Below are 25,570 nucleotides of genomic sequence, written 5' to 3'. Positions count from 1 at the left end.
CCCGGTTTTTATTCAAGGAATATACATGCGTATTGCGGTTATAGGCGGGGGCATCGCCGGCATGATGAGTTGGTATCTGCTCAGACGACAGCATCAGGTCACTTTATTTGAGGCGGGTGCATATTTAGGCGGTCACACCGCGACGGTGGATGTGACTGTGGCAGGGCGTGAGTACGCCGTGGATACCGGTTTTATTGTATTTAACAACTGGACGTATCCGCTGTTTAACCGCTTTATCGCAGAGCTGGAAGTGCCATTTCAGCACACGACAATGAGTTTTGCTGTAACGGACCGTGCTGCCGATTTTGAATACAACGGCAATAATTTGTGGAGTCTGTTTGCGCAAAAGCGCAACCTGCTGCGACCATCATTTTGGCGCATGCTGCGTGATATTGTCCGTTTTAATAAAATCGCCAAGCAGGCGGTGGCGGAAGATAGTGCCGATTTAGATTTGCCTATTGACGCATTTTTACAAAAACACCAGCTTGGTCATGATATGCGTGACAAATATCTGTTGCCGATGGGTGCAGCGATTTGGTCGGCAGGCCTGACCGCGATGCCAGATTTCCCGCTACGGTTTTTTCTGCAATTTTGCAACAATCATGGATTGCTCAACATCAACGACAGACCGCAGTGGGCCGTGATTAAAGGCGGCTCACGTCAGTATGTCAAAGCAATGCTGGCCAAATGCGGCGCTGATGGGATCCGGCTCAATAGCCCGGTGGCACAGGTGCGCAGATTTGATGAATCGGTTGAGATTGCGCTGGCGGATGGCAGCACTGAACATTTTGATCAGGTGGTATTCGCTTGCCACAGCGATCAGGCGCTCAAGATGCTGGCCGATGCAACGCCGGCTGAGCAGCAGATACTTGGCGGCATTGCCTATCAGGACAATGATGTGGTGTTACACACTGACATCCGCTTGCTGCCAAAGCGCAAAGCTGCCTGGGCTGCCTGGAACTATCTGCTTGGTGCAGACGCCTCGACGCAAGCCAAGCTTAGCTACAACATGAATATGCTGCAGGGCATCAGCAGTGAGGATACTTTTGTTGTCAGTCTGAATGCTTCAGCGCAAATAGATCCGGAACGTATTTTGCGTCGGTTTACTTATGCCCATCCGGTCTACAACAACAGTACCATGCGTTCTCAGGCGCGACGTGCGGAGATCAACGGCCAGCATCGCAGTTATTTCTGTGGCGCTTATTGGTACAATGGTTTCCATGAAGACGGTGTGCGCAGTGCTGTGGACGTTGCCGCTTTGCTTGGAGTGAAATTCTGATGTCGACTCATGCGATCTATCGCGGGCAGGTGGGCCATCAGCGGCTGCAACCTAAACCGCATGGACTGCACTACGATATCCAGTATTTTTGGCTGGATTTACGCGCACTCGCTGAGTTGCCGTCGCAGATCCGCCGCGAGTCCTTCGGCGCTTTTTCATTGCGCCGGCGTGATTATTTTAAAGGCTGCGCTGCAGTTGCCGGTATTGACGACTTAGCCGAAGCTGCGCTAAGCCGCGCCGCCCAATTGGGCGCTGATATCAGTTTGATTGACCAAGTGTTTTTATTGACACCATTGGCGAACTGGGGGGTCTACTTCAGCCCGTTAACGCAGTATTATCTGTATCAGCAAGGGCAACCGCGTTATTTGCTGGCCGAAGTCAGTAATACGCCGTGGAATCAGCGTCATCATTATCTGGTCCCGCTGGAGCACAGCGGTGTCACCGAATTCAGCCATGCCAAGAATTTTCATGTGTCACCTTTTAATCCTCTTGATATGCAATATCACTGGCGGATCGAAGCGCCGGAAGCGCAATTTAACCTGTTGCTGCAGAACAGCCGGCAGGGCAGTAAGGTCTTCTCCGCCTGGTTTCGGTTGATGCGTGAGCCGCTGAATGCGGACAACGTCCGAAATATGCTGATCCGTCAGCCATGGCAAAACGTACAGGTTGTTATACGCATCTATTGGCAAGCACTGAAACTATTGTGTAAAGGCATGCCATTTTATTCACATCAAAAGCCAAAGGATCAATCGGTATGACGTTAGCGCTGAGTCAATCTGGCACTGCTGCCGAAGCGGGTTTACTCGACAGGATCTGTCGTCGTCTGGTACAGGGATATCTGGCGGGTTTACAACATGGTTGTATTGAACTGGTCGATCATAAAGATGAATTAATCCTTGGGGATGCCCACGCCGATCTGCGGGTCCGGCTCGAAGTACGGGACCCAAGGTTTTATCAGCGACTGGTGTTGGGCGGTTCTGTTGGCGCTGGCGAAGCCTATATGGATGGCTGGTGGCATACCGACCAACTGACGACGCTGGTGCGGATTTTTGCCCGCAATATGGCCTTACTCGATTCGCTGGAAAGCGCCTGGGCCCGATTGAGCAAGCCGGCACTCAAGCTGCTCGACTGGAAGAACCGCAATACTTTAGGCCAGTCGCGTAAAAACATCGCCGCGCATTATGACTTGGGCAACTCTCTGTATCGACTATTTCTCGATGACAGCATGATGTACTCCAGCGCCGTTTACCCGGATGCTGACAGCACGCTGGAGCAGGCACAACAACACAAATTGCGGTTGTTATGCGACAAGCTGCAATTGCAACCCGGCGATCATTTGCTGGAAATAGGCACTGGCTGGGGCAGCCTGGCGATTTTTGCCGCCACCCATTACGGCTGTAAAGTCACCACCACCACCATTTCACGTGAACAACACGATTATGCCGCAGAGCGCATCGCGGCGGCGGGTCTAGGTGACAAAATTACTTTGTTGTTTGAAGATTATCGGTTGTTAACCGGGCAGTATGACAAATTAGTGTCGGTAGAAATGATTGAGGCAGTAGGCAAAGAGTATCTGGATTCTTATTTTGCCAAGTGTAGCAGCCTGCTAAAACCTAACGGCCTGATGGTGTTGCAAGCGATCACCATCGCTGATCAACGCTTCGAACATTACAGTAAAGAAGTTGATTTTATTCAAAAATTTATTTTTCCAGGTGGCTTTCTGCCGTCGGTTACCAAGATGGCTGACGCCGTATGTCAGGGCACCGATTTGGTGATCCGGCATTTAAGTGATATTGGCCTGGATTACGCGAGAACCCTTGCCGACTGGCATCAACGTTTTGAGCAGCAAAAAGAACAAGTGCTGGCACTGGGGTACGATGCCCGGTTTATTCGCATGTGGCAGTTTTATTTGTGTTATTGCGAAGGTGGATTTCTGGAGCGGGCGACCAGTACGGTGCATCTAGTGCTGTGCAAACCTGGTTTTAAAGCCGCGGTCTGACCTGCTCAGATCCCGGCTTTGCAATTTACTTAAAATCGACCTCTGTGCTATAACTGCGATAACTTTCAAAAAGTTAACGGAAAACAGCTTGCATGGATCCTGCTCGTCATCAGCTCAAAGACAATGCAGCGTTATTAACAGAACAGGCCGATCAGTCTGAAGTCAGCCGGTTACGCCGTGAAGTGAAAGCGCTACAGGCATTGAACCGGCTTGCTCTGGAACTTCATACAGTCACAGCCGACACTGTGGTCTATCAGCGCGTGGTAGAACAAGTCAGTCAGGCGCTGGCATTTACCGACTGCAGTTTATTTCTGGTATCCGCCGACGGTACATCATTGCAACGCGTCGCCGCCTGCGGTTTGCGGGCTTGTGACAAAGCGGTTCCACTGATAAAAATCCAGCAAAGCCAAAGTCTCGTTGCGGCATGTGCACGTCAGATGCAGACCGTCTATGTGGCCGATACAACAGCAGACGACCGGTATCTGGCCGGTCAACAGCGCTATCACTGTGAGTTAGCCGTGCCGGTGCTGTCCGAAGGACAATTGCTGGCCGTGCTGGACTGCGAGCATCCACAGACTGATTTTTTTGCCGGCACCAGCCCACTGCTGGAGCAAGTCGCAGAGGTGCTGGCAAGAAAACTGGAACAGTTGCAGGGTTTAAGTCGGATCCAGCAGTCGATGGTACAGCTGGAATATGCCAGCCGATTGCAAAAAGTGTTATTTAATATCGCCTCATTGCACTATGACGGCGAACAGCCTGCGCAGTTTTATCAGCAGCTGCATCACAATGTGAATTCACTGATTTATGCCGAAAACTTCTTTATTGCCTTGTTCGATACCGAGCAGGAAGTGCTGCATTTTCCGTACTTTGCCGACTCGCGCGAACATATTAGTCCTGACCAGTTTTATCCAAAAGAAATTCTGAACCACAGCCTGACCGGGTATGTGTTCCGCACGGATAAACCGCTATTAGCCGATAAAGCCATGCTGGCGCAATTAGACCAGCAACAGGTGCTTAAAGCTTATGGGGAGCAGCCGGAATATTGGTTAGGGGTACCATTTAAGTCGGAAGACAATGTGCAGGGCGTTGTGGTGGTACAGAGTTATGATGTGCAACGTAATTATCAGCAAACCGATCTCGACCTGCTGTTGTTTGTCAGTCAGCATATCTGCAGCGCGCTGGAACGGGTGTTTGTCCAGCAACGGCTGTTACACCAGGCGTTACACGACGCGCTGACCAACCTGCCAAACCGGTTGTTATTTCTGGACCGGGTGCGGCAGGGGTTTAAACGCCGCCGGCGCTATCCGGATCATGTGGTCGCAGTGGCTTATCTGGATTTGGACCGTTTTAAAATGGTCAACGATACGCTTGGCCACCAAGTTGGCGATGAGTTTCTGGTGGCAGTGGCGCAGCTGCTGAAAAAGTGTCTGCGTCAGCACGACACGCTGGCGCGCCTAGGCGGCGACGAATTTGCTATATTGCTCGATGATGTCCATACCGAAACCGACGTGGCTGAAGTGATGCAACGTATTGGGCATCAGCTGAGTCAGTCGGTGTTACTGAAACAACACAAACTGCAGACATCAGTCAGTATTGGCGTGGCGCTGGCCAATATTCACACCAATATTGATGACACCGACGAGCTGATCCGCCGCGCCGATATTGCGATGTATCAGGCCAAACAGGACGGCCGCGGTGTTTACCGCTTTTTCTCTGACGAGATGGACCAGCGTGCCGTACAGCATTATCAACTGGAGATGGAGATCCAGACAGCGCTGGAGCAGCAACAATTCGAATTGCATTATCAGCCGGTGGTGGATTTGGCCACTGATACCACGCTGGGGTTTGAAGCGTTGATCCGCTGGCAGCATCCGGTGCGCGGTTTTGTGCCACCGAACGATTTTATCCCGCTGGCGGAAGAATTAGGCCTGCTCGGCGCGATAGATCTGTACGTGGTGCGGCAGGCGGTCGCGCAAATCAATATCTGGTGGCAAAACTATGCGACGCCGTTTTATGTCAGCGTGAACATCTCCGGCCGCAGTTTTTCCCGTGCTGATTTTGCTGATGCGGTGCTGCAGCTGTTGGCAGAAAGTCAGGTTCCGGCACAGTATCTGGCAATCGAAATCACCGAGCGGGCCTTGATCGACAAGATTGAGCAGGCAAAAACGACCATAGCGCAGCTACGCGCGGCCGGGCTGCGGGTCTTCCTCGACGACTTTGGTACCGGGTATTCCAGTCTCAGCTATTTGCATGAATTCCAATTGGATGTGCTGAAAATAGACCGCAGTTTTATTGCCGGGATCCGGCCACGCATTCAGGAAAATGCCGTGGTGAACACCATCATCGCGCTGGCAAAAACATTGAAATTAAAAGTAATTGCCGAAGGCATTGAAAACAGTCTGCAACGTAAAATTCTGGCGGATCTGGGCTGTGACAGTGGTCAGGGTTATTGGTTTGCGGCTGCGCTGCCGGCACGGCAGGCTGTGGAGTGGTTACGCTGATGCCGGCAGGTCCCGCGCTAAAATAACGAGACCGGCCGCAGCGCTTTATTTCAGCTTGATTTGGGTTTCGGTTATTTCAATCTTGCCGGCTTTAAACAAGGCGCCAATGGCCTGTTTATAGACTTTTTTACTGACGCCAAACAATGCAGAAATGGCTTCCGGCGAGCTTTTATCTGACAACATCAGCACGCCTTCATTCGCTTCCAGCTTTTGCAGAATTTGCCCGGTCAAATCCAGTGTTTTGCCATAACCAGGTTTATCCAGCAGCAGGTCGATTTTGCCGTCACTGCGTAGTTTGTTGACATAGGCCTTGCACTGATAACCGCGGCGTAGCTGCTTAAACACCTGATCTTTATACAATAAACCCCAGTGTTCGTTGTTTACCACGACTTTAAAGCCTAAGTCGGTAGGCTCAGCAACGACAATCGACACCTCGTCGCCGCTATTCAGTACCGGGGTAGTTTTCCCGATAAATTTGTCGAGTTTGCTCGATGCGACAATACGGTTGCTCTTGTCGACAAAACAATACACCAGATAACTGAAGTCTTGTTGCATCGGCACGGTCTGTTCAGCAAAAGGCACTAACAAGTCTTTTTTCAGACCCCAGTTTAAAAAAGCGCCGACTTTGTTTACCGCAACTACGCGCATTTGCGCCACTTCACCGACTTTGATCAAGGCTTTTTCTGTTGTCGCGATCAGTTGATCTTCGGAATCGAGATATAAAAATACGTCGACGCTGCTGCCAATGTCTGCGGTCAGCGGTACATAGCGTTTAGGCAGCAGAATGTCACCCCATTCTTTGCCATCCAGGTACACACCAAATTCGACGCGACGTTTAATCACCAGACGATTTATTTTTCCAAGAAACATTAGGACTCCAGTTGAAACAGTGGTGGATTGCTCTGCTGCAGCAGGCGGGGATTGAGCACCACAGAATGAGTTGAGTCAGCGAACCAGAGCTGGCCTTCCTGAATGGTACATTGTAGTTGCATCGTGCGCTGGCACAAGTCAGTCAGCGCCTGTGATTCGGCCGCGTCAATGGCGACAACGGTCAGGTTCGGCAGTTCTCGGGCTGTTTTCTGCGCGTCTTTCCACCATTTATCGACCACAGTGCCGCCATAAGCCAGCACCATGCCCTGATGTGCGCGATGCGCGGCGCGGCGCAGTAATTTGTCTTCCGGCAGACCCAGCTCAATCCACAGCTCGATGTTGCCGCCATAATCGTGTTGCCACAAATCAGGTTCGGCATCCTCAGAAATGCCCTTGCCGAAGATCAGACGCTCATGCGCACAGAGGGTGAACGCGACCAGCCGCAGCATCATCCGTTCAATAGTTTCAGACGGATGTTGCGCTAGGGTCAGACTGTGTGTCTGATAATAATGCCGGGTCATATCGGCAATCGCGAGCTCGGTTTTGTAGATGGTGGCTTTGAGTGCCATGGATCACACCAGAGAAAAAACGGGGCGCCAGTGTAACGTTTTTTTGCCCGCCCCGCGACTTATGCACGCAGAAACTGTGGTTTTTCTGCATGTTGTAACCGGGTCCAGATTTTTTCGTGAATGATATAACCCACAGTGTTGACGGCCGGTTCGACCATAGCTATCAGCCCGCCGACCATAATGTCACCGGTGAGCAGATAGGCGACACTAAAGGCGATAGTGAAATGCATAATGGTGAAGCTGAAGGTTTTTAGCATGATGGGCTCCCGGCGCCAAAGTCTGGCTGAATGTGAGACCAGCATAAATGGCCGCACCATCGATGTGAAACGAATAAAAAAGGCAGGATAGTTCGAAAAAAGCGATGAGGAACTCAGCGCACAGCTGCAGCGATAGTCAGCCGGTTTAACGCATCCGTTAATAACGGTAAATCCGGTTTTTGCTCGAGCGCGACAAAAGTACCGGCCGACCAGACACTGTATTGGCCATCTTCTTTGACCAATAGCATTTTGTCTTTGCGAAATGCATAGAGTTCATTGCCTATTACATTGAGTTTGGCGTTTTGGCTGGCCGCTAACCAGTTTTCACCGATCCACGGATATTGATTAAAACATCCGGCGTAGGCGAGCAATGTTGGCATTAAATCAAGGTGCTGACTGACCTGATTAAAACGTTGTTGCCGCAGTTCCGGCCAGTGATACCAGACCTGTGCCGGCCCCAGAGCAAAACGATCGCCGGAGGCGGCGATTTCAATCACCATCAGCTGTTGAGCCGCCGGACGTTGTTTTAACTGTGTCAGCAGTAATGCAGGGTCCTGTTGCAGGTGGATACGCACGGCCGCCGGTGTAGTGCTCTGGCTCTCGAGCCACGGCAATTGTTTATTCCAGCTGGCGTCAGCATCGATTTGCAGAAAGCCAGCAGGCAGATTGTTCCACCAGGATGGTGCTGTGGTTGGTTGTGCCGGTGCAAGCTGACCGTGCAGTAAGTTGCTCAGACCAAGCGTCTGGTCATGTGGTGCCAGATGTTGGGGCAATGTCTTAAAATTCTGCAACTGCAGCAATTGCAACAGTTCGGCATCAATTTTGTTCACCAGCCAAACATCCAGTGGTGCCGCTTGTGGCGCGGCGCTACAGGACAATTGTACCGCTTGTGGCGTCGCCAGTGCCTGCTGCAGCCAGCTTTGCGGCTGCTGATCGTTATTTTGCGTGCTGATGATTTGATAGCGGTTCAACACCGTGCGGGCCGTCGCGGGGTAGCTCAGTGGCAATGTATTGTCTTGTCGAGTGATGCTGGTCACTTCCATCGCATCACCCCAGATATGTAATAAGTGGCTGCAGATAAAGCTGCCGAGCAACGTCAATAAAGCGGGGGCGCCGATGCCGGAACGCTTTAGCCGCTCAATCTTTTTCCAGCAAAAATTACTCAGCACCAGTTCAAGCGCTAACAACAACAAACCAACAGAGGCGGTGATTACGACAAAATTGCGCAGATTGGTGACGACTTGCTGGCGCAACAGATCAACGGTCTGTTCAAACGAAGCACTGCCGGCGTGATAACCCAGACTGTGATAGACATAGGCATCAAAAATCAGCACAACCAGGCCGATACTGGCCAGCAATGCAGCGACGCCACGGACGTGGCGTTGCGACGGAAATAGCAGACTTACCGGGAAAATGGTCACGATAAAAAACAACAAACAAATAAAAGCGGTATGTCCGAGCCAATTCAGTGCCAGATAGATCCAGCCAATAGCATCAGGCGGCAGCGGGTCGGCCAGAAAAAAACTTAAGGTGACCGGCAATGCCAGCAAGACATTAAAAAAGGTAAACCAATGACCCCAGCGTAACAGCCGGTTCACTTTATTTACCAGTGAAAGGTCCTGCTCCAGTACCATAGGATCAGTGCGACTTTCCGGCCACTGAATCGACCAGTACCTGGGCAAAGGATTTGGCGACTTCTTGCTGCCGGTCTTTCGGCACATGGGTGTGGATGATGTGACTGATGGTATTGCCGAGGCACATCAGGCTCAGTTCGGTATTGGCCTGTTGCTGCCGCAAAGTTTCCAGTAAAAGGTTGACGACATTTTCAATTTGGGCGTTGCTGTACTTGGACTGGATCGGCATGAATTACTCTGAATTGAAATCTGCAAAACAGGTAGAATGGTAACAGAATTCGGTTAAACAGGAAAATTTATGTCTGTTGATGTCCACGCTCTGGCGATTAATTTCATTGAAGCCAATGAGTCAGCGCAGCTGACCGCGCATTTCCGTCAAGAGTTATTGAGTATCACCCCTCATGTCGCGTTGTTATTGGAACAACTGCATTTAGCCTATAACGGCAAACCGGCGAAAGGTTATGCCAGTTTCAGCAGTGACAAAGTTGAACAAATGTTGGAACCGCTTGGGCAATGGCAACACGGCGAAAAGCCATTCCTGAGTCTGGCTGAACACGCCACGGCAGCCTTAGTGGTGGAATTGACCAAGCACCAGATCCCCGAAACCGGTTATCTGATGTTGTGTCATTACCGTTATCTGGCAAACGAATATTTGTTTGTTGCCTTGCTCGGCAGTAAAGAACATTTCAGTCTGACGTCCGATTTACAGCTCGCTAGTAGTAAGCATCTGGATATTGCGCGGATGCAGCTGGCTGCGCGGATTGATTTAACCGAACTTGCCAGTTCGCCGGAGCAGGGCAAATACATCTCGTTTATCCGTGGCCGCGCCGGACGCAAAGTGGCGGATTTTTTCCTCGATTTTCTCGGTGCCGCTGAAGGCGTCGACCCCAAGGTCAGCAGCAAAGTGGTATTGGCGTCAGTGGAAGAATATTTAAGTGCATCGGATTATGACGCCGGCGAAAAACACGATGTGCGTAAGCAAGTCTATCAATATTGTGAAGAGCGGGCCAAACAAGGTCAGGATGTACGGCTGGATGAATTATCCGCTACCGTCGATAGCTCTGACGACAATGCCTTTATCCGTTATTGTCAGGAGCAGGATATTGCCGTGGCCGAGGAGTTTCCGGTTGATGTCAAAGAATTAAAAACATTGGTGAAATTCTCCGGCGCCGGCGCCGGACTCAGCCTGAGCTTTGAACAAAAGCTTCTTGGCGAACGTGTGCAGTATGACGCGGAACGCGATGTGCTGATCATCAAAGGCACACCGCCGAATCTGCGGGATCAGCTTCAGAAATTTATCCGCGGTTATTCCAGTTTCGACAAAAAAGGCGAATAACAACGCCACTGCTTCAGCGCTGTTGCGGCGTTGAAGCAGTGCTTAATCGGCTGCACCGTCACTATTAGACGAAGACTGGCCGGGCGTATCGCTGGCAGATTTGGCCGCTGGCGTTTCGTTGTTATTTTTCTCAGGTATCGCCGCGACGACAGGACTGGTCTGCACTGCAGCAGCAGTTTGCGCCGATTGAACCGGACGACTTACTGTGCTTTTGCGTGGTAACTGCTGTTTACTGTTGCGTTTGAGCAGCCATAAATTGCCTATTAACAGCGCCACAACCAGCAACACCATCAGCCATAAATCAGACATCTTCTTCTCCATCAATATTGCAGATATAACGTTGAAACAGCTCCGGCAGCAGGGCACAAATAGCCTCACGCGCCGGTAGTTCGCTTTGTAAAATAGCCGCTTGTAGCATCGGCAGGCTGAGCTGCTGCAGGTACGTGCTGGCCAGTGGCCGGTAACTTAAATGCCAGGGCTCCGCGGCCACACCGCCACGAAAAGTGCGGTAGGGTCGAAAAAAACCAAATTGACCCGCGTAGCGGCTGAGCCAGTCGGACAAGCTGGCAAATGGTCCACCGGCCGCATACTCGGCTGGCGTCAACTGCAACACATAATCAGCGGGTACCGCCGCTAGGTCCCATACATCCAGATCTGTGCCCCAATGGTGGCGGCTGGCACCTGGCAAAGCAGAATACAACATGATGGCTTCAATTTGCGCAGCGGGGGATAGCCCCGCGAGTGCCACCGGCTGCTGTGCAGCATCATACACCGTGCGTTCGCCGTTTAATTTCGCTTTGACAATCGCCTGCTGGCGCGAAAAATCACGCCAGCCGGAGGCGATACGAAGCTCGATACCATCAGCCGCTGCAGCTTGTTGCATTGCCTGATAAGCGGTTGCGACAACAGGTTGCAATAACCTGCCTGGCTCCACTTCTAATAAAGGAGGCGCGTCGATACCGGTCAGTTGCAGCGCGGTTAGGTCAGCAGATGCCACAAGATGGCCTCATACATGTCGGTTAAGAGATCAAGATCCGCCACCCGCACATGTTCGTTGATTTTATGAATAGTGCCATTGCAGGGGCCGAGTTCAACCACTTGCGCGCCGGTTGGAGCAATAAAGCGGCCATCCGATGTCCCGCCGGTGGTTTCTAAGGCGGTTTCAAAGCCTTGCACCTGGCGAACAGCTTTCACTGCCGCTTCAACCAACGGGCCACGATCGGTCAGAAACGGCAAACCGTTGACCACCCACTCAATGTCATATCGCAGCTGATGCTGGTCCAATAATGCCAACACCCGTTGCTGTAACTGCTCAGCGGTGACTTCGGTACTGAAGCGGAAGTTAAAGGTCAGGCTGAGTTCACCGGGGACCACGTTGGTCGCGCCAGTGCCGGCATGAATGTTGGAGATCTGAAAGCTGGTGGCCGGGAAAAAAGCATTGCCGTGGTCCCACACTTCAGTACTCAGCGCCGCCAGTGCAGGTGCTGCTTTGTGAATTGGATTATCAACCAGGTGCGGATAGGCCACATGCCCCTGCACGCCTTTGACTTTCAGGTAACCCGTCAGGCTGCCGCGCCGGCCATTTTTAATGACATCGCCAACTTGATTGGTACTGGAAGGTTCGCCGACCAGACACCAGCTGATTTTTTCCTGGCGGGCTTCCAGCGTTTCAATGACGCGTTTCGTGCCATTGATAAAAGGGCCTTCTTCGTCGCTGGTGATTAAAAAGGCGATGTCGCCGGTGAGCTGCGGTTTTTTTGCTAAAAATCGTTCGGTGGCAACGATCATCGCAGCCAGACTGCCTTTCATGTCGGCAGTGCCGCGGCCAAATAACAATCCGTCGCGAATTTCGGGTTCAAATGGCGGGCTGTCCCATTGTTCGAGTGGTCCGGTAGGAACGACATCGGTATGACCGGCGAAGCAAAACAACGGTTTGCCCTGACCGCGGCGCGCCCATAAATTTAATGTATCTTCGAAAAACATCGATTCAATATCAAAACCAAGAGCGCTCAGACGATCGGCCATTAATTGCTGGCAGCCTTCATCGAGTGGCGTGACGGAAGGGCGACGGATCAGTTCTTCAGTCAGGCTAAGTACGGCAGATTTTTCAGACATAACAGATCTCAGAGGCAGAATTGCTGGTATTGGCTGGCATCAAAACCAACCAGAAACTGGTCGCCGCGTTGTAACAACGGACGTTTAATCACGGCAGGGTAACGTTGCATCAGCGCCAGCGCGGCCGCGGCATCACTGATTTGTTTGTCGGCGTCGGTTAAACCCCGCCAGGTAGTGCCGCGCTGGTTAATCAGTTTTTCCCAACCCAGCGCTGCGATGGCCTGTTGCAACACCGTCTCAGGTACACCATCGGTGCGGTAATCGTGAAAATGCGCTGCGATCTGCTGCTCGGCCAGATAGCTACGTGCTTTTTTCATCGTGTCGCAATTTTTAATGCCATAAATTTTAATGTCATGGTGAACAACGGACATCACAGTGAAAAACTCCTGAAGTTTAAAAACTAATGGGCCTGTGTACTTTTTAGTTCAAGCCAGAATAACGGGTCTTGTCCGGCTGCAACAAAACCGGTTCTGCTATGCAATCGCTGGATCTTTGGGTGTTCTACAATAGAAACCAGACACGTCAGCGGGCTACTCCAACGCTGTAAGCGGGACGGATCAAACTGCAGTAGCTGCTGACCGGCCTGTATTTTACTGCGATCAGCCACCAACCAGTGAAAGCCCATGGTTTGTTGCTGACAGGCGTCGGGAAAACAGATCTCCAGTTTTAAGCCTTGTGGATGATGCAGAATGATCCGGCTCCCGCCCATATCCAGCCGACTGACAGCCCCGGTAAAAGGGGCAAGCAATTGCTGGCCCTGCAGCTGGATCTGTACGGCATCCGGCAATAACCCAGACCGGTATACAGTCCCGGCATTGTCATCCGGTGCACTGACCAGGCCGCTGACCGGGCTGCGGATCTCGAACCCGCGTGCCGGAGGCTGGTCAGTATGCAATGTCAGTTTGCTAAATGCCGATGTCATGAATATCAATCCCAGGATCCCATGTCCTGATAGTACCAAAGTCCTTAGCCCTGCTGCAGCGACAAATGAAAAAAACTCGTCGCCAGATTCGTTATTAGCCGCTGTCACCGCGTAATAGGTGAAAATAGTGATTTAACAGTGATTTTTCGCTGAAATGCTGTTTTTGTCATGTCATTTTACAAATGAAAGCGCTGGATCTGGCGATTTGATTACAGTCAGGTTGTCCACAGATTCTGTGGATAACTTTGTGGGTTGTTCTGTTTATCTTTGTTATCTGCATGAAATATAACAAGAATACTGAATGGCACAAAATTTGTTATTTGATGGCACTGTGATGAATGCAATCAAAGGCCTGAAAATGTATGTTTTCATTCAATGTCGCTATTTATGCGCGATTTTCTTTCAACTGTGCAGTCTGTGTCTGCCGCGGGATCAGGCTTTTTTCGCCAGAGCATAGGCTGGCAGTCCCCATTTATGCTAGTGTTGCTTCAGATGCTTTATTTCCGGAGTCCTGCGATGCGCACAGATGTCCGCAGTACGTTGCAAATGGGTGTGCATTACAGCAACACCTGGCCCCTGTTGCAGGAGTTAAATGGCTTATTTCCGGAGAACCGGATGATCCGCCTGACCCTGCTATTAAAGATGTGGATGCCGCCGCTGGCCGTGTTGTCGGTGTGCGTGCAGTTACAGTATTTTGGCAGTAGCTATCTGTGGTCGGCGCTGTCTTGTGGTTTGTTTTTGCTGGCGTTGCCTTTACAAGGTTATTATTGGCTGGGGTTGCGCGCCCAGACCGTATTGCCACCAGCAATCAGTCATTGGTATCAGGATATCCGCAGCCAGATGCAACAAGCGGGTGTGCAGGTGCCACAGGCGGCCACCGGCAAACCCAGTTATGCTGACTTGGCTACCGTTTTGCAATCGGCATTCCGCCAGCTCGATAAAGCATTCTTCCGGCATTGGCTCTGACGGCGTCAGAGCTCTCACTCCTGCCGGAAAGCCGCCACCCAATGCGGCCGGTATACCAGCAACAAAGTCATTGCCATGCCGTTCAATAATGCTTCCGGCATTGCCAGCAACGGCATCACCAGCAAAAACTCGCTTGGCTGTGTGTCAGTTCCGAGCCCAAGTACAGCAAAATACCCCACCGCCAGACAGGCCACAAAGCACAGTGCACCGAGCAGACTATTTAAAAAACTACTGACAAATATCGACACAAACAGATGTGCCGGCAATAGCCTGCTCACCAGCAGATAGCAGCAGTAGCTTTGTAGTGCGACCAGGCAAAGGGCTGTCCAGTGTAAGATTTCTATTTCAACGACCAGCCCGGGCTGACCGGCCATGTAGGCCGCGATTTGCGGCAGTAGCAGTGCCAACGGGATCACCAATAACGTCAGGCGTAAGCCCAAAACCAGCGTGACAGTAGTAATGCCGAGAAAATGCAAAGCAGGTAAGTCAGGTAACTGTGCTTTGAGCTGCCACAATACTGATAACACCAGCACTGCGCCGACGAACAGCGCCTGGATCAATGGCTGGCGCAGCAATGGCAGAACCTTCCGATCTGATACCAGATAGTACAGCAATGCCAGAATACCAATAAACCAGCTCATCAGCTTATGTCAGGTCAAACTCTGCCCAGACAGGCGCGTGATCGGACGGGCGCTCCATCGCCCGGATGTCATAATCGACATCGGAGGCCTGACACAGCGCTGCGAGTGGCGCTGTGGCCATAACGACATCAATCCGCAGACCACGGTTGTCGTCAAAGCCTTTGGAACGATAATCAAACCAGCTATAGCGCTCAGTACGTTCCGGGTGTAGCTGGCGGAAAGTGTCAATGAGGCCCCAGTCTTTGATGGTTTGTAGCATGTCGCGCTCTTCCGGCAGGAACGAACATTTGCCATCTTTTAACCAGCGTTTTCGGTTCGGCTCGCCAATGCCGATATCAAGATCCAATGGTGAAATGTTGATATCGCCAATCACGGCAACATAATCACCCGGTTGGTGATAAGTTTGCAGATATTGCAGCAAATCGGCATAAAAGCGTTGTTTAGCCGGAAACTTCACGGGATGGTCGCGACTCTCGCCTTGTGGAAAATAGCCATTGAGTAAGGTGAACCGCTTACCATCGGCCAGCGTCCAGTGACCAATCAGCATGCGCCGCTGTGCATCTTCTGCATCACCGGGAAAGCCATATAACATCTGATCGGCCGGCATCTTACTCAGAATAGCGACACCATAATGACCTTTCTGACCAAAATGATAGATGTGGTATCCGAGAGTTTTGACGTCTTCCAGTGGAAACTCGTCATCGTGTACTTTGATTTCCTGCAGCCCGATAAAGTCGGGTTGATGTGCGGCGACCAGTGTTTGCAGTTGATGTGGCCGTGCACGTAGCCCATTGATATTAAATGAAATGATTTTCATATTGAATGCCGTGTCCATATATACGCTGCGATGATGTCAGGTCTGCATCATAACATCGGAAAAGCGGGGCTGTCTAAAGCCCCCTTGCAGCGACGGCGACGCTTTCGGTATGCTGCGGCGGCTTTTTTATCTAACCGGAGCAGGCAGTGAACGAAGTCTGTCAGTTCAGTACTATTTCTTATCAGCTGAAACGCTCCAGCCGGCGTCGCACACTGGCGTTGCAGGTTGGGCCCCAAGGTCTGATTGTATTATCGCCACTGTATCTGGATAAGTTACAGATTGATCAGTTTATTCAACGCAAAGCCGACTGGATCAACACGCATCTGCAGCATCGGCAGCAGCGGCCACAACAGGGTTACCCGGTAATGGGCGATCAACTGGTACTGCGCGATTTACCAATACGGCTGCGGGTGGTCGACGATGTTGTGACAGGAGTGACTCTGGAAGGTCAGACGCTTTGGGTGCAGTTATCGCGTCGGATCAAACCGGCAAATCGACCGAAGCAAGTATTGTCATTACTGGAAGATTGGTATCAACAGGAAGCAAGGCAATATTTCGCTGAGCGGCTGGCGCACTGGAGTGCGCTGATGGGGTTGTCGTATCAGCGTTTAATGATCAAAGGTTGGCAAACCCGCTGGGGCAGTTGCCACAGCGACGGGACTATTTGTCTGAACTGGCGACTCCTACTCGCGCCGGCCTGGGTGTCGGATTACGTGGTGGTCCATGAACTGGCGCATCTGCGACAAATGAACCACTCGCCAGCCTTCTGGCAACTGGTCGCGCAGTATTATCCGGCATGGCGCGACGCCAAAGCTTATTTGAAACATCATCAGATGCAGTTAACACTGACCGCAGACCACAGCTAGACGCAGTGGCATAGTCTGCCCGCACTGTCTTTGCAACGCTGCGGCTTTCTGTTTTAATCCGCCAGCAGGTTCTGCAATCTACTCAATCATCTTAATAAAAATAAGCCCAAGAGTGCCCACATGCACCGGCAACAGGAATTTTAACCATGACCAGTTCTCTACGTTTACAGCAGCTGCTGCGGCTATTGGATTTAACCCGTCTGAGCGACAACGATTCTGACACTGACATGGCGCAGTGGCTGACACAAGTTGTAATGCCTGAAGCGAGTCCTGCGGCATTTTGTGTATATCCGCAATTTATTAGCCAGACTTTGGCACATTTGCAGCAACAACAGATGTCGGTACCGGTCGCGACTGTGGTGAATTTCCCCGGTGGCGATCTGCCCGTTGAGCAGGTCGTTCAACAGATCAAAGAGGCCATTGCACTGGGCGCGACTGAGATCGATGCTGTGCTGCCATACAAGGCTTTATTAGCCGGCGATTATGCTGCGGTGAAACACTTCCTCAGTGCTGTCCGTCTAGCCTGCGGCACTGTCTGTCTTAAAGTTATTATCGAATCTGGTGCGCTCGGAACCGCACAGCAAATTTGCAAAGCTACAGAGTTGACGATTGAAGGCGGTGCAGATTTTGTTAAAACATCCACAGGGAAAGTCCCGGTAGGCGTGACGTTGGAAGCTGCGCGCATCATACTGACTGCGATCGCCAGCGCTGGCCGTCCGGTCGGTTTTAAAGCGTCAGGTGGTGTTCGGACCGTTCCCCAAGCACTGGAATTGCTACAAATGTATGAAGATATCACTGGGCAGCTGGCGAATCCGGCAGGAATGCGTTTGGGGGCTAGTACTTTATTGACCGAGTTATTAGCGGAGTTAGAGACAGCAAAAAGTCTGTAGTCTAGCCGGCTAATTTGCCGCTTGCAGTTAAATCGCCATATTGACGCTGTAACATCTGCAGGCGTTCTTGCTGGGCACCAACCAACGGTTGCAGCTGGATGCGCCGGATAATTTCAGCCGGCGTGACACTGACAATTGGCATGTCCTGACTGATGCATTGCAACACAGATTGCAACAGATTGAGTTGCGTTGAACTATTGTGCGGCGCCCACAGAAGGGCTTGTTCATAGTATTTTGCGGCGCCGGCAAAATCGGCTTCTTCATAACAGCGCAGCCCTTGTCGGCTGAATTGTCTAAAGGCAAGTCGCTGCGGTTCGACCTGCTGCTGTTGCTGATACCAAAGGCTCAGAGCGATGGGATCTGCATCCAGCCTGGCTGCTGGCTCAAGCTGTTCGGCCAGTTCAAATTCGCCGATCTGATTACACAACATCGCCAGGTCGCAGCAAAGCGGATCTTCTTCACCCAGTTGCAGCGCTAGCTCCTGACAACTACGCCTGGCTTGTAAATGTCGGCCATCGGCGGCATCCAGCCTGGCCATACACAGGCGCTCAAAGCACTCATAGTCCATCTTTCGCAGCAAATGCTCATCTCGGCGCGCCCGGTGCATGATCAATAATGATTCTTGTTGCAGGCGGTTTTTTTGGCTGGCTTCAGTGCTTGCACTCACCGCGTTGAGTAAACAACGTACGTAATTCAGCAATTGTTTTGGATCATTACTACCAGCGCGGCGGGTCAATTCGTACATTTGCCGCGCGGCCTGCAACGTATCATTCTGCCGGCCGGTGCGTAGGCTCAATTGAAAAAATTGCTGTAACCGCTGCAGCTGATAGGGTGAGATCTCCAACGCTTTTTTCAGTAACTGACGCGCCTGGTCGGGATCACCGCCACGCATCAGGTTTTCACTCTGCAGGTCATAAGCTTCTACCAGATATTTATTGGTCGACAGCGCTTCTTCACACAAGGCTTGGCAGCGTTGGTGCTGGCCCGATTCCATTTCGAGTCGGGCTTGTTGTAATAAGGCCCAATGCGGCCGGCGTTGACTCAGTATGGGCGCCAGCTCTGTCTTGGCTGCGTCGAACTTACCGGTATGTAACATCGCTTGCACCTGGATCCGGCGCAGATAAGGGGCGTAGCGGGGATATTGTTCTAGCAGATGCCGGGCCTGGACTTCGACTGTGGGCCAATCCTGCATCATCATCGCTTGGTACACGCCATACAAACAATGCTTTTTTTGTTGGATCCGCTGTAATCGGCTGCGTAAAACACTTTGTGAAAACGGCTTCATCAGATAATCGTCAGGCTCGAGTTCTACTGCGCTAATCACCATAGGGACGGTGTTTTCACCGGTAACCAGCATGCAGATACTGTCAGCATCTAACAATCCAAATTGCCTTAAATCTTCCAGTAACTGCCGGCCGTTCTTGCCGGTACCGAGGTTGTAGTCGATAAAGATGATTTGGTAACGCTGTTGCTGGCAACGCTGTAAAGCCAGCTCACCATGGTGGGCAAAATCAATAGTTCGATAGCCGAGACTATGCAGGATCCCTTTCATCATTAACTGAAATGGCCGCTGGTCATCAACGATCAGGATTGACGGGGTGGCTCCGGTCAAGACATGCGTCCTTGCAACATTCTGCGGATTGTTTCAGTGTGGGAAACAATTAAGCAGAGCGCAAGTTGGCAACAGTGATGTCAGTAAAGTAACGATGTCTATGTGTAATGACTTCGCAGCCATCAGTACTTAAATGAGTTTGGAATTTGGAATTTCATGTGAGGTAGCCAGCAATGTGGCGAAGATGGTGGAGGGGAAGGATTCGAACCTTCGAAGGCAGTGCCGGCAGATTTACAGTCTGATCCCTTTGGCCACTCGGGAACCCCTCCACGTGGCCGGCATCTTATCAAAATTTATTTGCTTGTAAAGCAATTATCTCAAGTTCCTGTGCTGACTGCCGATAATGTCAGCAATTCATCGGGTCACCAGCTGATTTTTTTATGTTAATTAACGAATGGCAATTAGGCAGTGAACTGAACGAGGCTTTGCAGCAGCGCTGCCGGGCAGACTTTCAGCTCTGGTTATCCGTGTTATCTCCCGCCACAGAAGAACAAGCCGGCTTCTGTTTACCTGATGGCAATGCCACCCCACAACAGACCGACTTACGTCAACAACTTCAACTTCCTGCAATGCGCGACCCGGCGATGCTGGACTCTGACATTATCCACATGCGTCAACAAGGACAGGCATTGCAGCAAGGTGGTTTTGCTGCATTACAACTGAGTATGTTGTTACAGCCACAGCCGCAGGTGATCCGCCATGATGCGAAAAAACTCAGCGCTGAGATCCTCGACAATCTGTCGTTGCACAGCCAACGGCATCTGCAGCACCGTGATGCTCCAATCCAGAAACTAGACGCAACTCTGTTGTACGACGTCTTGGAGCAATTGCACACGGATCCAATAGCTGCCTGACGAGGCTGGGTGCGGACTTGCAGCGTGCTTGTTATTCACGCCATCAAACCTGAGGAAATTTCGCTGCCGGGTTGACCGTTCAGCCAATGCGAGTGACAGGCTTTAAACTTTTTACCGCTGCCGCACGGACAGCTGTCGTTACGGCCGGTTTTTACCATAGCATGTGGCAATAAAACACCATCCAGATAACGCCACAGCGTTTGCTCCTGCACAAAACGTGATTGTTCTTCCAGCTGATGTAACTGCTCTTTCACTAAAAATCGGGCGATAAAATGCACGTACCCTGTCGCTGTATCTGCGCTGTCCGCAGCGATCACCTGTTTTGCCTTGACGTCGCTAAAACCCTCTGGGCCCGCGGTGGCAATCACCTGCAACGACAGAAATGTGGCAGCTTCAGCAAAAGCACTGATTTCTAGCGTAGCATTGTCTGACTGTTTGCTTTGATGATAGGTATTGGCGATATAAGGCACTAATTTTAAAACATAAGCACTAAAACGTGACCGCATTAGCTGCTCTGGTGTCTTGGCCTGTTGCAGGCCTTGGTGCAATGGACCACAGCATTGCTGGTAATCTTCTGGCCGTCCGCAATAACAAGACATAATTCATCCGGAAAAATTACTATTGTAACGAAAGGCCGTCAGCACCGGAATAGCGGTCTGTCTTACCTTGGATTTTAATGCGCTGTAGGAGTTTGCATACTGCAATGATTAATCAGTTGAGTCTGGTACTTGTTGGCCAGATACTGATAGTCAGCCAACTCTGCACAATCACCCGGCAGAAAACTCAACACCGCACTACAGGTTGAACAGGTCAGCGCATCACGCATCAGATTGTCATAACGATGCACTTGTTTCTGCCCAATCACTAACAGCCGCTGGCAATCGATCTGGCATTGTTCCAGTAGTTGCTTACTCAGGTGATGTTGCGGCGCCAACACCAAGATCCAGCCTTGTTGGGCATCGCCAGATTTGGTCAATACGGCCAGAGTCTGGCAGATACTGGCGATATTATCTTCGGCAATTTCTTTGAAGTAGCCTGTCTGCTGGCGGTTCAATGCTGATTGAGGCAAACGGCTGACTGAAGTGGTTAAGGTTAGCTGACGCATTTGAACTCCGAATACTGATGTTATGTACAGTGTATGTCTATACGGTAATCAGTGATCGCACGAAAAGCAAGCATGCACTGATAAAATATACAGTGTTTTTTTGCTCTATCCAGTATATGGCTGCTAACCCAGACTGGTTATACCATCGCGAATGCAGAAATCAGCTACACTGGCCGACTTGTTTTTGATACAGCGAGTGTCAGATGTTTCTGGATGCTTTTGTTAGTCGCCACGGTGAGCAGTTTGCTTTTAGCGCCACTCAGGCCAGTCGGTTTGCCAAAGAAATTGCCGAAGATTTTAATCCTATCCACGACGCCGATAGTAAAAGGTTCTGCGTACCTGGCGATTTGTTATTCGCCTTTTTGCTCAGTCGTTTTGGCTTGGCGGCGCAGCTGAGTTGCCGCTTTGAAGGCATGGTAAGTGCTGATGTGCAGTTACACTGCGTTGAGCTCGGCGATGAAGTGCAAATCCAGGATCAGAACGGCAAAATCTATTTGTCATTGATTCAGTCCGGTGAACGGCAACAACACTGCCAGTTCATCGAAAAGCTGGTCCGTGATTATGTGCGTTTTTCCGGGCAGAATTTTCCACATATTTTGCAACCACTGATGCAGCAGCATGGTGTGATGATCAACCCACAACGCCCGCTGGTGATTTATCAGAGCATGACGTTGCACTTCAACCGGTTCGGCGCTGAGTGTCCGACATTGCGTTTGGCGACGTCCACGTTGGTGCAGGAAGGAAAACGCGCGCAGGTGGTGTTGACGTTTGAACTCTGTGACGGCGACGAAGTAATTGGCGTGGGCGAAAAGCGCCTGGTCCTGGGTAGTCTGGTGCCCTATGACGACGAGCAAATGCAGGGCATGGTTGATTTTTATAACCAACGCAAGCAAACGCTGGGGCAAGCGGCCTGACGGCTTTCGTCCTGCAGTGATGACCAGTTAAAAAAACGCCCGCCAGGGCGTTTTTGCATTGTTACGACTGCTGACTTAGCCGGTTTTGGCTATCGCCGCATGGCGCAAGTCGTTGGAAAATCAACTGGCTATCTGTTATCTTCGCAAGCAAATCCCGCCTTCTTTTCAGCAAGTGAGTCTGACATGTACTACATGATTTATTCTGAAGATATTGCTAACAGCCTGAGCTTACGGTTGGAACACCGTCCAGCCCATCTGGCGCGTTTACAACAACTGGCCGAGGCCGGACGTTTATTACTGGCTGGCCCTACGCCTGCAGTGGACAGCGCAGATCCCGGCGCTGCCGGATTCAGCGGTTCTCTGGTGGTGGCTGAATTTATGTCATTGAGCGAAGCGCAGGATTGGGCGGCCGCAGATCCGTTTATCCTTCATGGCGTATACGCCCGCAGCACCGTCAAACCTTTTAAGAAAGTACTGCCATAAGGACATTGTATGTCACTGATTTTATTAACAGGCGGCGCCGGATATATCGGTAGTCATACCGCGATCGTATTGCAACAGGCTGGCTTTGATGTCATCGCGCTGGATAATCTTTGTAATTCGTCTGCCGAATCGTTGTTACGTGTGGCGCAGATCACTGGCAAAGCCGTTCCGCTGATCAATGCGGATATCCGCGACGAAGCGGCCTTACGTCAGGTGTTTGCCGAATATCCAATCAGTGCCGTTGTGCATTTTGCCGGCTTAAAAGCGGTCGGTGAATCCACACAGTTACCACTAAAATATTATGACTTTAATGTGGCAGGCACTGTCACCCTGTGCCGGGTGATGGCTGATGCCGGTGTAAAACAACTGGTATTCAGTTCCTCTGCCACAGTATATGGTGCCGCCGCAGAAGTGCCTATTGTAGAAACTTCACCTCGCTCGGCCACCAATCCTTATGGTCAAAGTAAGCTGATGGTTGAGCATATCCTGCAGGATCTGGCGGCGGCTGATCCGGCATGGCGCATCACACTGTTGCGTTATTTTAATCCGGTCGGTGCACACCGGAGTGGCTTGATTGGTGAAGATCCAAATGGCATGCCGAATAACCTGATGCCGTTTATCAGTCAGGTTGCGGTAGGAAAACGCCCACACTTATCGGTATTTGGCAGTGATTACGATACCGTCGACGGCACCGGCGTGCGGGATTACATTCATGTGATGGATCTGGCCCGCGGGCATTTGCAGGCGCTGAAATATCTGCAACAGCATAGTGGCATTGAAGCGATCAATCTCGGCACTGGTCAGGGTTATAGTGTGCTGCAGATGGTTGACGCCTTTGTGCAGGAAAATCAGGTGCCGGTGCCTTACCAGCTGAGCCCACGCCGCTCTGGCGATGTGGCACTGTGTTACGCTGATCCGACGAAGGCTGGCGCATTATTAGACTGGCGGGCAGAGCATTCACTGGCAGACATGGTGCGTGATGCCTGGCGCTGGCAACAACAAAATCCGGATGGCTACCACAGCGTCTGAATGGCGACGGAGGTTTGATGCGGCGGTTTGTTCAGTGTCTGTTGCTGCAGCTTGGCTGCGCGCTGTGGCTTGCTTGCTCTAGCACGCACGCGCAAGCCGATGCCGTCAGTTTTGATGAACTAATCCGTCAGCTGGAGCAGGGCGAGCGGGTGTTTTATGATGCCAACGCCGCCCGGGACTTTTTGCAGCAACTGAAACAGCAACTGCCGCCAGGCGATGAAAAGCGCCAGCGTCGTTTGCAGCGCGAAGTGTGTCAGATTGATTATTTGACCGATCCGTCCGGTGGTGTGCAGTTTGCCGGACGTTTTATCAACGATCCGGCGCTGAGCAGCGATCATCTGACGCTGAGCTATTTTTATCAGTGCCGCGCCGCCCATCTGCTTAACCTTGGCGAAGTCGCCCGCCAACAGGAAGATTTAACCCAGGCTTTAGCACTGGCTAACAGCAGTGAAGATGCGCTGGCACAGGCCAATGTGTTGGCAGCACAGGCTGATGTCTATTCGATCCGCGGCGAGCATGCTGAAGCCCTAGTGCGGCTGTTTAAAGCTTTTGAGTTATTTCAAAAGGCTGACAATCGTCAAGGCGTTGGTTTATCGCTGGAAAATATCGCTGCCGCCTTTCGTCGTATGGCCGAATATGATCAAGCGATTGAATATCTGGAAACCAGCGAGCGTGAATATATAGCGCCAAATGACAGCTATCGTCAGGCGTTTGTACTGCAACAAAAAGCATTTATCTATGGCGAAATGGGCAAGACGCCGCAGGCACGCGCGTTGATGCAGCAGGTACGGCAGATTTACCAAGATATCGGTGACCGACACTACGCAGTGGCAACCCTGATCGACATGCTCTGGATTAGTAATTTGGAACAAAAATATGCCGAATCCGTCGAGCTGATTGGCCAAATTGAAAGCGAAATCCAAAAACTGAAGCAAAAAGACCCGGCGTTCCGGCCGTTTAATCACGCCATTTATCAGTTGTACCAAGCCGAAGCTCTGAGCGAATATGGCCAGCTACAACAAGGTTTGCGCAAATTTGCTGAAGCGGAGCAAATGTTAGCGTCCGAACAAAATCCGCGGTATCTGCTGATGCTGAATCAGGCCTGGGCAAGGGCTGAAGCCAAAGCCGGCCAATACCAAAATGCCTACCGGTTGTTGGATGTGGCCGGACAACTGCAGGAGAAGCTCAATTCACAAGCCAAACAACAACGCGAAGCTTTATTACGCTTCCAGTTTGACTCTGAGCTGCAATCCCAGAAAAACACCCAGTTACAGGCGGAAAATCGCTTGACCGGCCAGCAGCTCGCCGTGCTGGAAGCTGCACAGCGCTGGCAATACATCGCCATTGCACTGTTTGTGGTACTGGCGTTGATCGCATTGTTGTATGCCATCTCGCAGATCCAACGCAATAAGCGCCTGCATAAACTGGCCATGACTGACGAATTGACCCAGGTGGGCAACCGCCGTTTTGTGCTGGCACGCTGCGATCAAGTTCAGCAACAGGCTGCTCAATTGCAGCAGTCATGGTGCTTGATGATTGCCGATATTGATTATTTTAAACAGTGTAACGACCAGTTCGGCCATGAAGCTGGTGATGAAGTGTTAGTCGCCGTTGCTAAGACTTTGCACGACACGTTGCGTCAGCACGATAGTATCGGGCGAAGCGGCGGCGAAGAATTTTTGCTGGTGCTGCCCGATACGGGGGAAGTACAGGCACTTGAAGTGGCCGAGCGGTTACGTGTGGCCGTCGCCGCATTACAATTTCCGCGTTTTCCGGCCTATCAGGTCACGGTCAGTATTGGTCTGACGCAAGCCGGCCGCCATGAGCAGGTGCGTGAAGTGATCTCCAGAGCCGACAGCGCCTTATATCGGGCCAAAGATAATGGCCGTAACCAGGTCGTTAGCGCCTGAT

The 25,570-nt window shown here is 51.3% G+C and carries 28 protein-coding genes and 1 tRNA gene; 13 read left to right on the top strand and 16 right to left on the bottom strand.

Annotated features, from left to right (window positions below; genetic code table 11):
* Nucleotides 1-25 precede the first annotated feature (25 nt).
* The 4 genes from ACQ66Q_RS06060 to ACQ66Q_RS06045 all read left to right on the top strand — a co-directional run bounded on the left by ACQ66Q_RS06060 (nucleotide 26) and on the right by ACQ66Q_RS06045 (nucleotide 5,779).
* Nucleotides 26-1,279 carry an NAD(P)/FAD-dependent oxidoreductase gene (locus ACQ66Q_RS06060; protein ID WP_430455967.1) on the top strand — a complete coding sequence of 418 codons (1,254 nt, stop codon included), beginning with the start codon at nucleotides 26-28 and terminating at the stop codon, nucleotides 1,277-1,279.
* Nucleotides 1,279-2,037 carry a DUF1365 domain-containing protein gene (locus ACQ66Q_RS06055; protein ID WP_430455966.1) on the top strand — a complete coding sequence of 253 codons (759 nt, stop codon included), beginning with the start codon at nucleotides 1,279-1,281 and terminating at the stop codon, nucleotides 2,035-2,037. The genes ACQ66Q_RS06060 and ACQ66Q_RS06055 overlap by 1 nt, the downstream gene beginning before the upstream one ends.
* The gene (locus ACQ66Q_RS06050; protein WP_430455965.1) at nucleotides 2,034-3,278 is read left to right on the top strand and encodes a class I SAM-dependent methyltransferase; all 1,245 of its coding nucleotides are present in this window, start codon (nucleotides 2,034-2,036) and stop codon (nucleotides 3,276-3,278) included. Before ACQ66Q_RS06055 ends, ACQ66Q_RS06050 begins: the two co-directional genes overlap by 4 nt.
* A gap of 92 nt (nucleotides 3,279-3,370) precedes the next feature.
* Nucleotides 3,371-5,779 (top strand): EAL domain-containing protein, encoded by a 2,409-nt coding sequence (locus ACQ66Q_RS06045; RefSeq protein WP_430455964.1) that lies wholly within the window; start codon nucleotides 3,371-3,373, stop codon nucleotides 5,777-5,779.
* Between the two features lie 45 nt (nucleotides 5,780-5,824).
* Here ACQ66Q_RS06045 and ACQ66Q_RS06040 read toward each other — a convergent pair whose 3' ends face one another.
* The 5 genes from ACQ66Q_RS06040 to ACQ66Q_RS06020 all read right to left on the bottom strand — a co-directional run bounded on the left by ACQ66Q_RS06040 (nucleotide 5,825) and on the right by ACQ66Q_RS06020 (nucleotide 9,338).
* Entirely contained in the window at nucleotides 5,825-6,649 is an 825-nt protein-coding gene (locus tag ACQ66Q_RS06040) for a CvfB family protein (protein ID WP_430455963.1), read from the bottom strand.
* Nucleotides 6,649-7,218, bottom strand: coding sequence for a YaeQ family protein (locus ACQ66Q_RS06035; RefSeq protein ID WP_430455962.1), 570 nt, complete (start codon nucleotides 7,216-7,218; stop codon nucleotides 6,649-6,651). The genes ACQ66Q_RS06040 and ACQ66Q_RS06035 overlap by 1 nt, the downstream gene beginning before the upstream one ends.
* Nucleotides 7,219-7,277: 59 nt before the next feature.
* The gene (locus ACQ66Q_RS06030; RefSeq protein WP_430455961.1) at nucleotides 7,278-7,475 is read right to left on the bottom strand and encodes a DUF2061 domain-containing protein; all 198 of its coding nucleotides are present in this window, start codon (nucleotides 7,473-7,475) and stop codon (nucleotides 7,278-7,280) included.
* A 113-nt stretch (nucleotides 7,476-7,588) separates the two neighbouring features.
* A complete protein-coding gene (locus ACQ66Q_RS06025; RefSeq protein WP_430455960.1) occupies nucleotides 7,589-9,073 on the bottom strand; it encodes a DUF3413 domain-containing protein in 1,485 nt (494 codons plus the stop codon).
* A gap of 40 nt (nucleotides 9,074-9,113) precedes the next feature.
* Nucleotides 9,114-9,338, bottom strand: a complete 225-nt coding sequence (locus tag ACQ66Q_RS06020) for a DUF1414 domain-containing protein (protein WP_377246924.1) — start codon at nucleotides 9,336-9,338, stop codon at nucleotides 9,114-9,116.
* 69 nt (nucleotides 9,339-9,407) lie between these two features.
* On the opposite strand from ACQ66Q_RS06020, the gene yejK reads away from it, so the two are divergent.
* Nucleotides 9,408-10,445 carry a nucleoid-associated protein YejK gene (yejK, locus tag ACQ66Q_RS06015; protein WP_430455959.1) on the top strand — a complete coding sequence of 346 codons (1,038 nt, stop codon included), beginning with the start codon at nucleotides 9,408-9,410 and terminating at the stop codon, nucleotides 10,443-10,445.
* Between the two features lie 42 nt (nucleotides 10,446-10,487).
* Here yejK and ACQ66Q_RS06010 read toward each other — a convergent pair whose 3' ends face one another.
* From ACQ66Q_RS06010 to ACQ66Q_RS05990, 5 genes are read right to left on the bottom strand one after another with little or no spacing between them, the layout of a single operon-like run.
* Nucleotides 10,488-10,754, bottom strand: a complete 267-nt coding sequence (locus ACQ66Q_RS06010) for a hypothetical protein (RefSeq protein WP_430455958.1) — start codon at nucleotides 10,752-10,754, stop codon at nucleotides 10,488-10,490.
* Nucleotides 10,747-11,442: a M15 family metallopeptidase gene (locus ACQ66Q_RS06005; RefSeq protein ID WP_430455957.1), complete on the bottom strand. Its 696-nt coding sequence runs from the start codon at nucleotides 11,440-11,442 to the stop codon at nucleotides 10,747-10,749. Before ACQ66Q_RS06005 ends, ACQ66Q_RS06010 begins: the two co-directional genes overlap by 8 nt.
* A complete protein-coding gene (gene dapE / locus ACQ66Q_RS06000) occupies nucleotides 11,424-12,560 on the bottom strand; it encodes a succinyl-diaminopimelate desuccinylase (protein ID WP_430455956.1) in 1,137 nt (378 codons plus the stop codon). The genes ACQ66Q_RS06005 and dapE overlap by 19 nt, the downstream gene beginning before the upstream one ends.
* Before the next feature lie 8 nt (nucleotides 12,561-12,568).
* Nucleotides 12,569-12,931, bottom strand: coding sequence for an ArsC family reductase (locus ACQ66Q_RS05995; protein ID WP_430455955.1), 363 nt, complete (start codon nucleotides 12,929-12,931; stop codon nucleotides 12,569-12,571).
* A 29-nt stretch (nucleotides 12,932-12,960) separates the two neighbouring features.
* Entirely contained in the window at nucleotides 12,961-13,482 is a 522-nt protein-coding gene (locus ACQ66Q_RS05990; protein ID WP_430455954.1) for a PTS glucose transporter subunit IIA, read from the bottom strand.
* Nucleotides 13,483-13,998: 516 nt separating this feature from the next.
* On the opposite strand from ACQ66Q_RS05990, the gene yfbV reads away from it, so the two are divergent.
* Nucleotides 13,999-14,448 (top strand): terminus macrodomain insulation protein YfbV, encoded by a 450-nt coding sequence (gene yfbV, locus ACQ66Q_RS05985; RefSeq protein WP_377246903.1) that lies wholly within the window; start codon nucleotides 13,999-14,001, stop codon nucleotides 14,446-14,448.
* Nucleotides 14,449-14,462: 14 nt separating this feature from the next.
* Here yfbV and ACQ66Q_RS05980 read toward each other — a convergent pair whose 3' ends face one another.
* Entirely contained in the window at nucleotides 14,463-15,089 is a 627-nt protein-coding gene (locus ACQ66Q_RS05980; protein ID WP_430455953.1) for a hypothetical protein, read from the bottom strand.
* Between the two features lie 4 nt (nucleotides 15,090-15,093).
* Complete coding sequence (xthA, locus tag ACQ66Q_RS05975) at nucleotides 15,094-15,906, bottom strand: exodeoxyribonuclease III (protein ID WP_377246897.1); 813 nt, start codon at nucleotides 15,904-15,906, stop codon at nucleotides 15,094-15,096.
* 146 nt (nucleotides 15,907-16,052) lie between these two features.
* On the opposite strand from xthA, the gene ACQ66Q_RS05970 reads away from it, so the two are divergent.
* Nucleotides 16,053-16,772, top strand: coding sequence for a M48 family metallopeptidase (locus ACQ66Q_RS05970; protein ID WP_430455952.1), 720 nt, complete (start codon nucleotides 16,053-16,055; stop codon nucleotides 16,770-16,772).
* 146 nt (nucleotides 16,773-16,918) lie between these two features.
* Complete coding sequence (gene deoC, locus ACQ66Q_RS05965; RefSeq protein WP_430455951.1) at nucleotides 16,919-17,662, top strand: deoxyribose-phosphate aldolase; 744 nt, start codon at nucleotides 16,919-16,921, stop codon at nucleotides 17,660-17,662.
* Between the two features lies 1 nt (nucleotide 17,663).
* Here the strand turns inward: deoC and ACQ66Q_RS05960 are convergent, their stop codons facing one another.
* Together ACQ66Q_RS05960 and ACQ66Q_RS05955 are read right to left on the bottom strand one after the other, a co-directional pair.
* Nucleotides 17,664-19,274 carry a response regulator gene (locus ACQ66Q_RS05960; protein ID WP_430455950.1) on the bottom strand — a complete coding sequence of 537 codons (1,611 nt, stop codon included), beginning with the start codon at nucleotides 19,272-19,274 and terminating at the stop codon, nucleotides 17,664-17,666.
* A gap of 185 nt (nucleotides 19,275-19,459) precedes the next feature.
* Nucleotides 19,460-19,543, bottom strand: a tRNA-Tyr gene (locus tag ACQ66Q_RS05955).
* A 111-nt stretch (nucleotides 19,544-19,654) separates the two neighbouring features.
* Between ACQ66Q_RS05955 and ACQ66Q_RS05950 the strand changes: the two genes are divergently transcribed.
* Nucleotides 19,655-20,128, top strand: a complete 474-nt coding sequence (locus ACQ66Q_RS05950) for a VC2046/SO_2500 family protein (RefSeq protein WP_430455949.1) — start codon at nucleotides 19,655-19,657, stop codon at nucleotides 20,126-20,128.
* A 35-nt stretch (nucleotides 20,129-20,163) separates the two neighbouring features.
* Here the strand turns inward: ACQ66Q_RS05950 and ACQ66Q_RS05945 are convergent, their stop codons facing one another.
* Together ACQ66Q_RS05945 and ACQ66Q_RS05940 are read right to left on the bottom strand one after the other, a co-directional pair.
* Nucleotides 20,164-20,727: a YchJ family protein gene (locus tag ACQ66Q_RS05945; RefSeq protein WP_430455948.1), complete on the bottom strand. Its 564-nt coding sequence runs from the start codon at nucleotides 20,725-20,727 to the stop codon at nucleotides 20,164-20,166.
* A 74-nt stretch (nucleotides 20,728-20,801) separates the two neighbouring features.
* Nucleotides 20,802-21,233: a SulA-like leucine-rich domain-containing protein gene (locus ACQ66Q_RS05940; protein ID WP_430455947.1), complete on the bottom strand. Its 432-nt coding sequence runs from the start codon at nucleotides 21,231-21,233 to the stop codon at nucleotides 20,802-20,804.
* 203 nt (nucleotides 21,234-21,436) lie between these two features.
* Between ACQ66Q_RS05940 and ACQ66Q_RS05935 the strand changes: the two genes are divergently transcribed.
* From ACQ66Q_RS05935 to ACQ66Q_RS05920, 4 genes are all read left to right on the top strand, one after another.
* A complete protein-coding gene (locus ACQ66Q_RS05935; RefSeq protein ID WP_430455946.1) occupies nucleotides 21,437-22,147 on the top strand; it encodes a DUF3581 family protein in 711 nt (236 codons plus the stop codon).
* Nucleotides 22,148-22,330: 183 nt separating this feature from the next.
* A complete protein-coding gene (locus tag ACQ66Q_RS05930; RefSeq protein WP_430455945.1) occupies nucleotides 22,331-22,630 on the top strand; it encodes a YciI family protein in 300 nt (99 codons plus the stop codon).
* A gap of 9 nt (nucleotides 22,631-22,639) precedes the next feature.
* Nucleotides 22,640-23,659 carry a UDP-glucose 4-epimerase GalE gene (gene galE, locus ACQ66Q_RS05925; protein ID WP_430455944.1) on the top strand — a complete coding sequence of 340 codons (1,020 nt, stop codon included), beginning with the start codon at nucleotides 22,640-22,642 and terminating at the stop codon, nucleotides 23,657-23,659.
* Nucleotides 23,660-23,676: 17 nt separating this feature from the next.
* Complete coding sequence (locus tag ACQ66Q_RS05920) at nucleotides 23,677-25,569, top strand: diguanylate cyclase (RefSeq protein ID WP_430455943.1); 1,893 nt, start codon at nucleotides 23,677-23,679, stop codon at nucleotides 25,567-25,569.
* Nucleotide 25,570: the final 1 nt, after the last annotated feature.

The organism is Rheinheimera sp. (assembly GCF_965283995.1).
Lineage (GTDB): Bacteria > Pseudomonadota > Gammaproteobacteria > Enterobacterales > Alteromonadaceae > Pararheinheimera.
Note: the sequence above shows the minus strand (reverse complement) of the source record. Positions and strands in the feature narration are given on the sequence as shown.

Bases quoted from the DNA above. Each gene is read 5' to 3' on its own strand.
- ACQ66Q_RS06010 (WP_430455958.1), bottom strand. From the start codon at position 10,754: ATGTCTGATTTATGGCTGATGGTGTTGCTGGTTGTGGCGCTGTTAATA.
- dapE (WP_430455956.1), bottom strand. From the start codon at position 12,560: ATGTCTGAAAAATCTGCCGTACTTAGCCTGACTGAAGAACTGATCCGT.
- ACQ66Q_RS05930 (WP_430455945.1), top strand. From the start codon at position 22,331: ATGTACTACATGATTTATTCTGAAGATATTGCTAACAGCCTGAGCTTA.
- ACQ66Q_RS06045 (WP_430455964.1), top strand. From the start codon at position 3,371: ATGGATCCTGCTCGTCATCAGCTCAAAGACAATGCAGCGTTATTAACA.
- galE (WP_430455944.1), top strand. From the start codon at position 22,640: ATGTCACTGATTTTATTAACAGGCGGCGCCGGATATATCGGTAGTCAT.
- yfbV (WP_377246903.1), top strand. From the start codon at position 13,999: ATGCGCACAGATGTCCGCAGTACGTTGCAAATGGGTGTGCATTACAGC.
- ACQ66Q_RS06035 (WP_430455962.1), bottom strand. From the start codon at position 7,218: ATGGCACTCAAAGCCACCATCTACAAAACCGAGCTCGCGATTGCCGAT.
- ACQ66Q_RS05935 (WP_430455946.1), top strand. From the start codon at position 21,437: ATGTTTCTGGATGCTTTTGTTAGTCGCCACGGTGAGCAGTTTGCTTTT.
- ACQ66Q_RS06030 (WP_430455961.1), bottom strand. From the start codon at position 7,475: ATGCTAAAAACCTTCAGCTTCACCATTATGCATTTCACTATCGCCTTT.
- yejK (WP_430455959.1), top strand. From the start codon at position 9,408: ATGTCTGTTGATGTCCACGCTCTGGCGATTAATTTCATTGAAGCCAAT.
- deoC (WP_430455951.1), top strand. From the start codon at position 16,919: ATGACCAGTTCTCTACGTTTACAGCAGCTGCTGCGGCTATTGGATTTA.
- ACQ66Q_RS06020 (WP_377246924.1), bottom strand. From the start codon at position 9,338: ATGCCGATCCAGTCCAAGTACAGCAACGCCCAAATTGAAAATGTCGTC.
- ACQ66Q_RS05950 (WP_430455949.1), top strand. From the start codon at position 19,655: ATGTTAATTAACGAATGGCAATTAGGCAGTGAACTGAACGAGGCTTTG.
- xthA (WP_377246897.1), bottom strand. From the start codon at position 15,906: ATGAAAATCATTTCATTTAATATCAATGGGCTACGTGCACGGCCACAT.
- ACQ66Q_RS06060 (WP_430455967.1), top strand. From the start codon at position 26: ATGCGTATTGCGGTTATAGGCGGGGGCATCGCCGGCATGATGAGTTGG.
- ACQ66Q_RS05990 (WP_430455954.1), bottom strand. From the start codon at position 13,482: ATGACATCGGCATTTAGCAAACTGACATTGCATACTGACCAGCCTCCG.
- ACQ66Q_RS06055 (WP_430455966.1), top strand. From the start codon at position 1,279: ATGTCGACTCATGCGATCTATCGCGGGCAGGTGGGCCATCAGCGGCTG.
- ACQ66Q_RS05920 (WP_430455943.1), top strand. From the start codon at position 23,677: ATGCGGCGGTTTGTTCAGTGTCTGTTGCTGCAGCTTGGCTGCGCGCTG.
- ACQ66Q_RS05995 (WP_430455955.1), bottom strand. From the start codon at position 12,931: ATGTCCGTTGTTCACCATGACATTAAAATTTATGGCATTAAAAATTGC.
- ACQ66Q_RS05945 (WP_430455948.1), bottom strand. From the start codon at position 20,727: ATGTCTTGTTATTGCGGACGGCCAGAAGATTACCAGCAATGCTGTGGT.
- ACQ66Q_RS06040 (WP_430455963.1), bottom strand. From the start codon at position 6,649: ATGTTTCTTGGAAAAATAAATCGTCTGGTGATTAAACGTCGCGTCGAA.
- ACQ66Q_RS05940 (WP_430455947.1), bottom strand. From the start codon at position 21,233: ATGCGTCAGCTAACCTTAACCACTTCAGTCAGCCGTTTGCCTCAATCA.
- ACQ66Q_RS05980 (WP_430455953.1), bottom strand. From the start codon at position 15,089: ATGAGCTGGTTTATTGGTATTCTGGCATTGCTGTACTATCTGGTATCA.
- ACQ66Q_RS06050 (WP_430455965.1), top strand. From the start codon at position 2,034: ATGACGTTAGCGCTGAGTCAATCTGGCACTGCTGCCGAAGCGGGTTTA.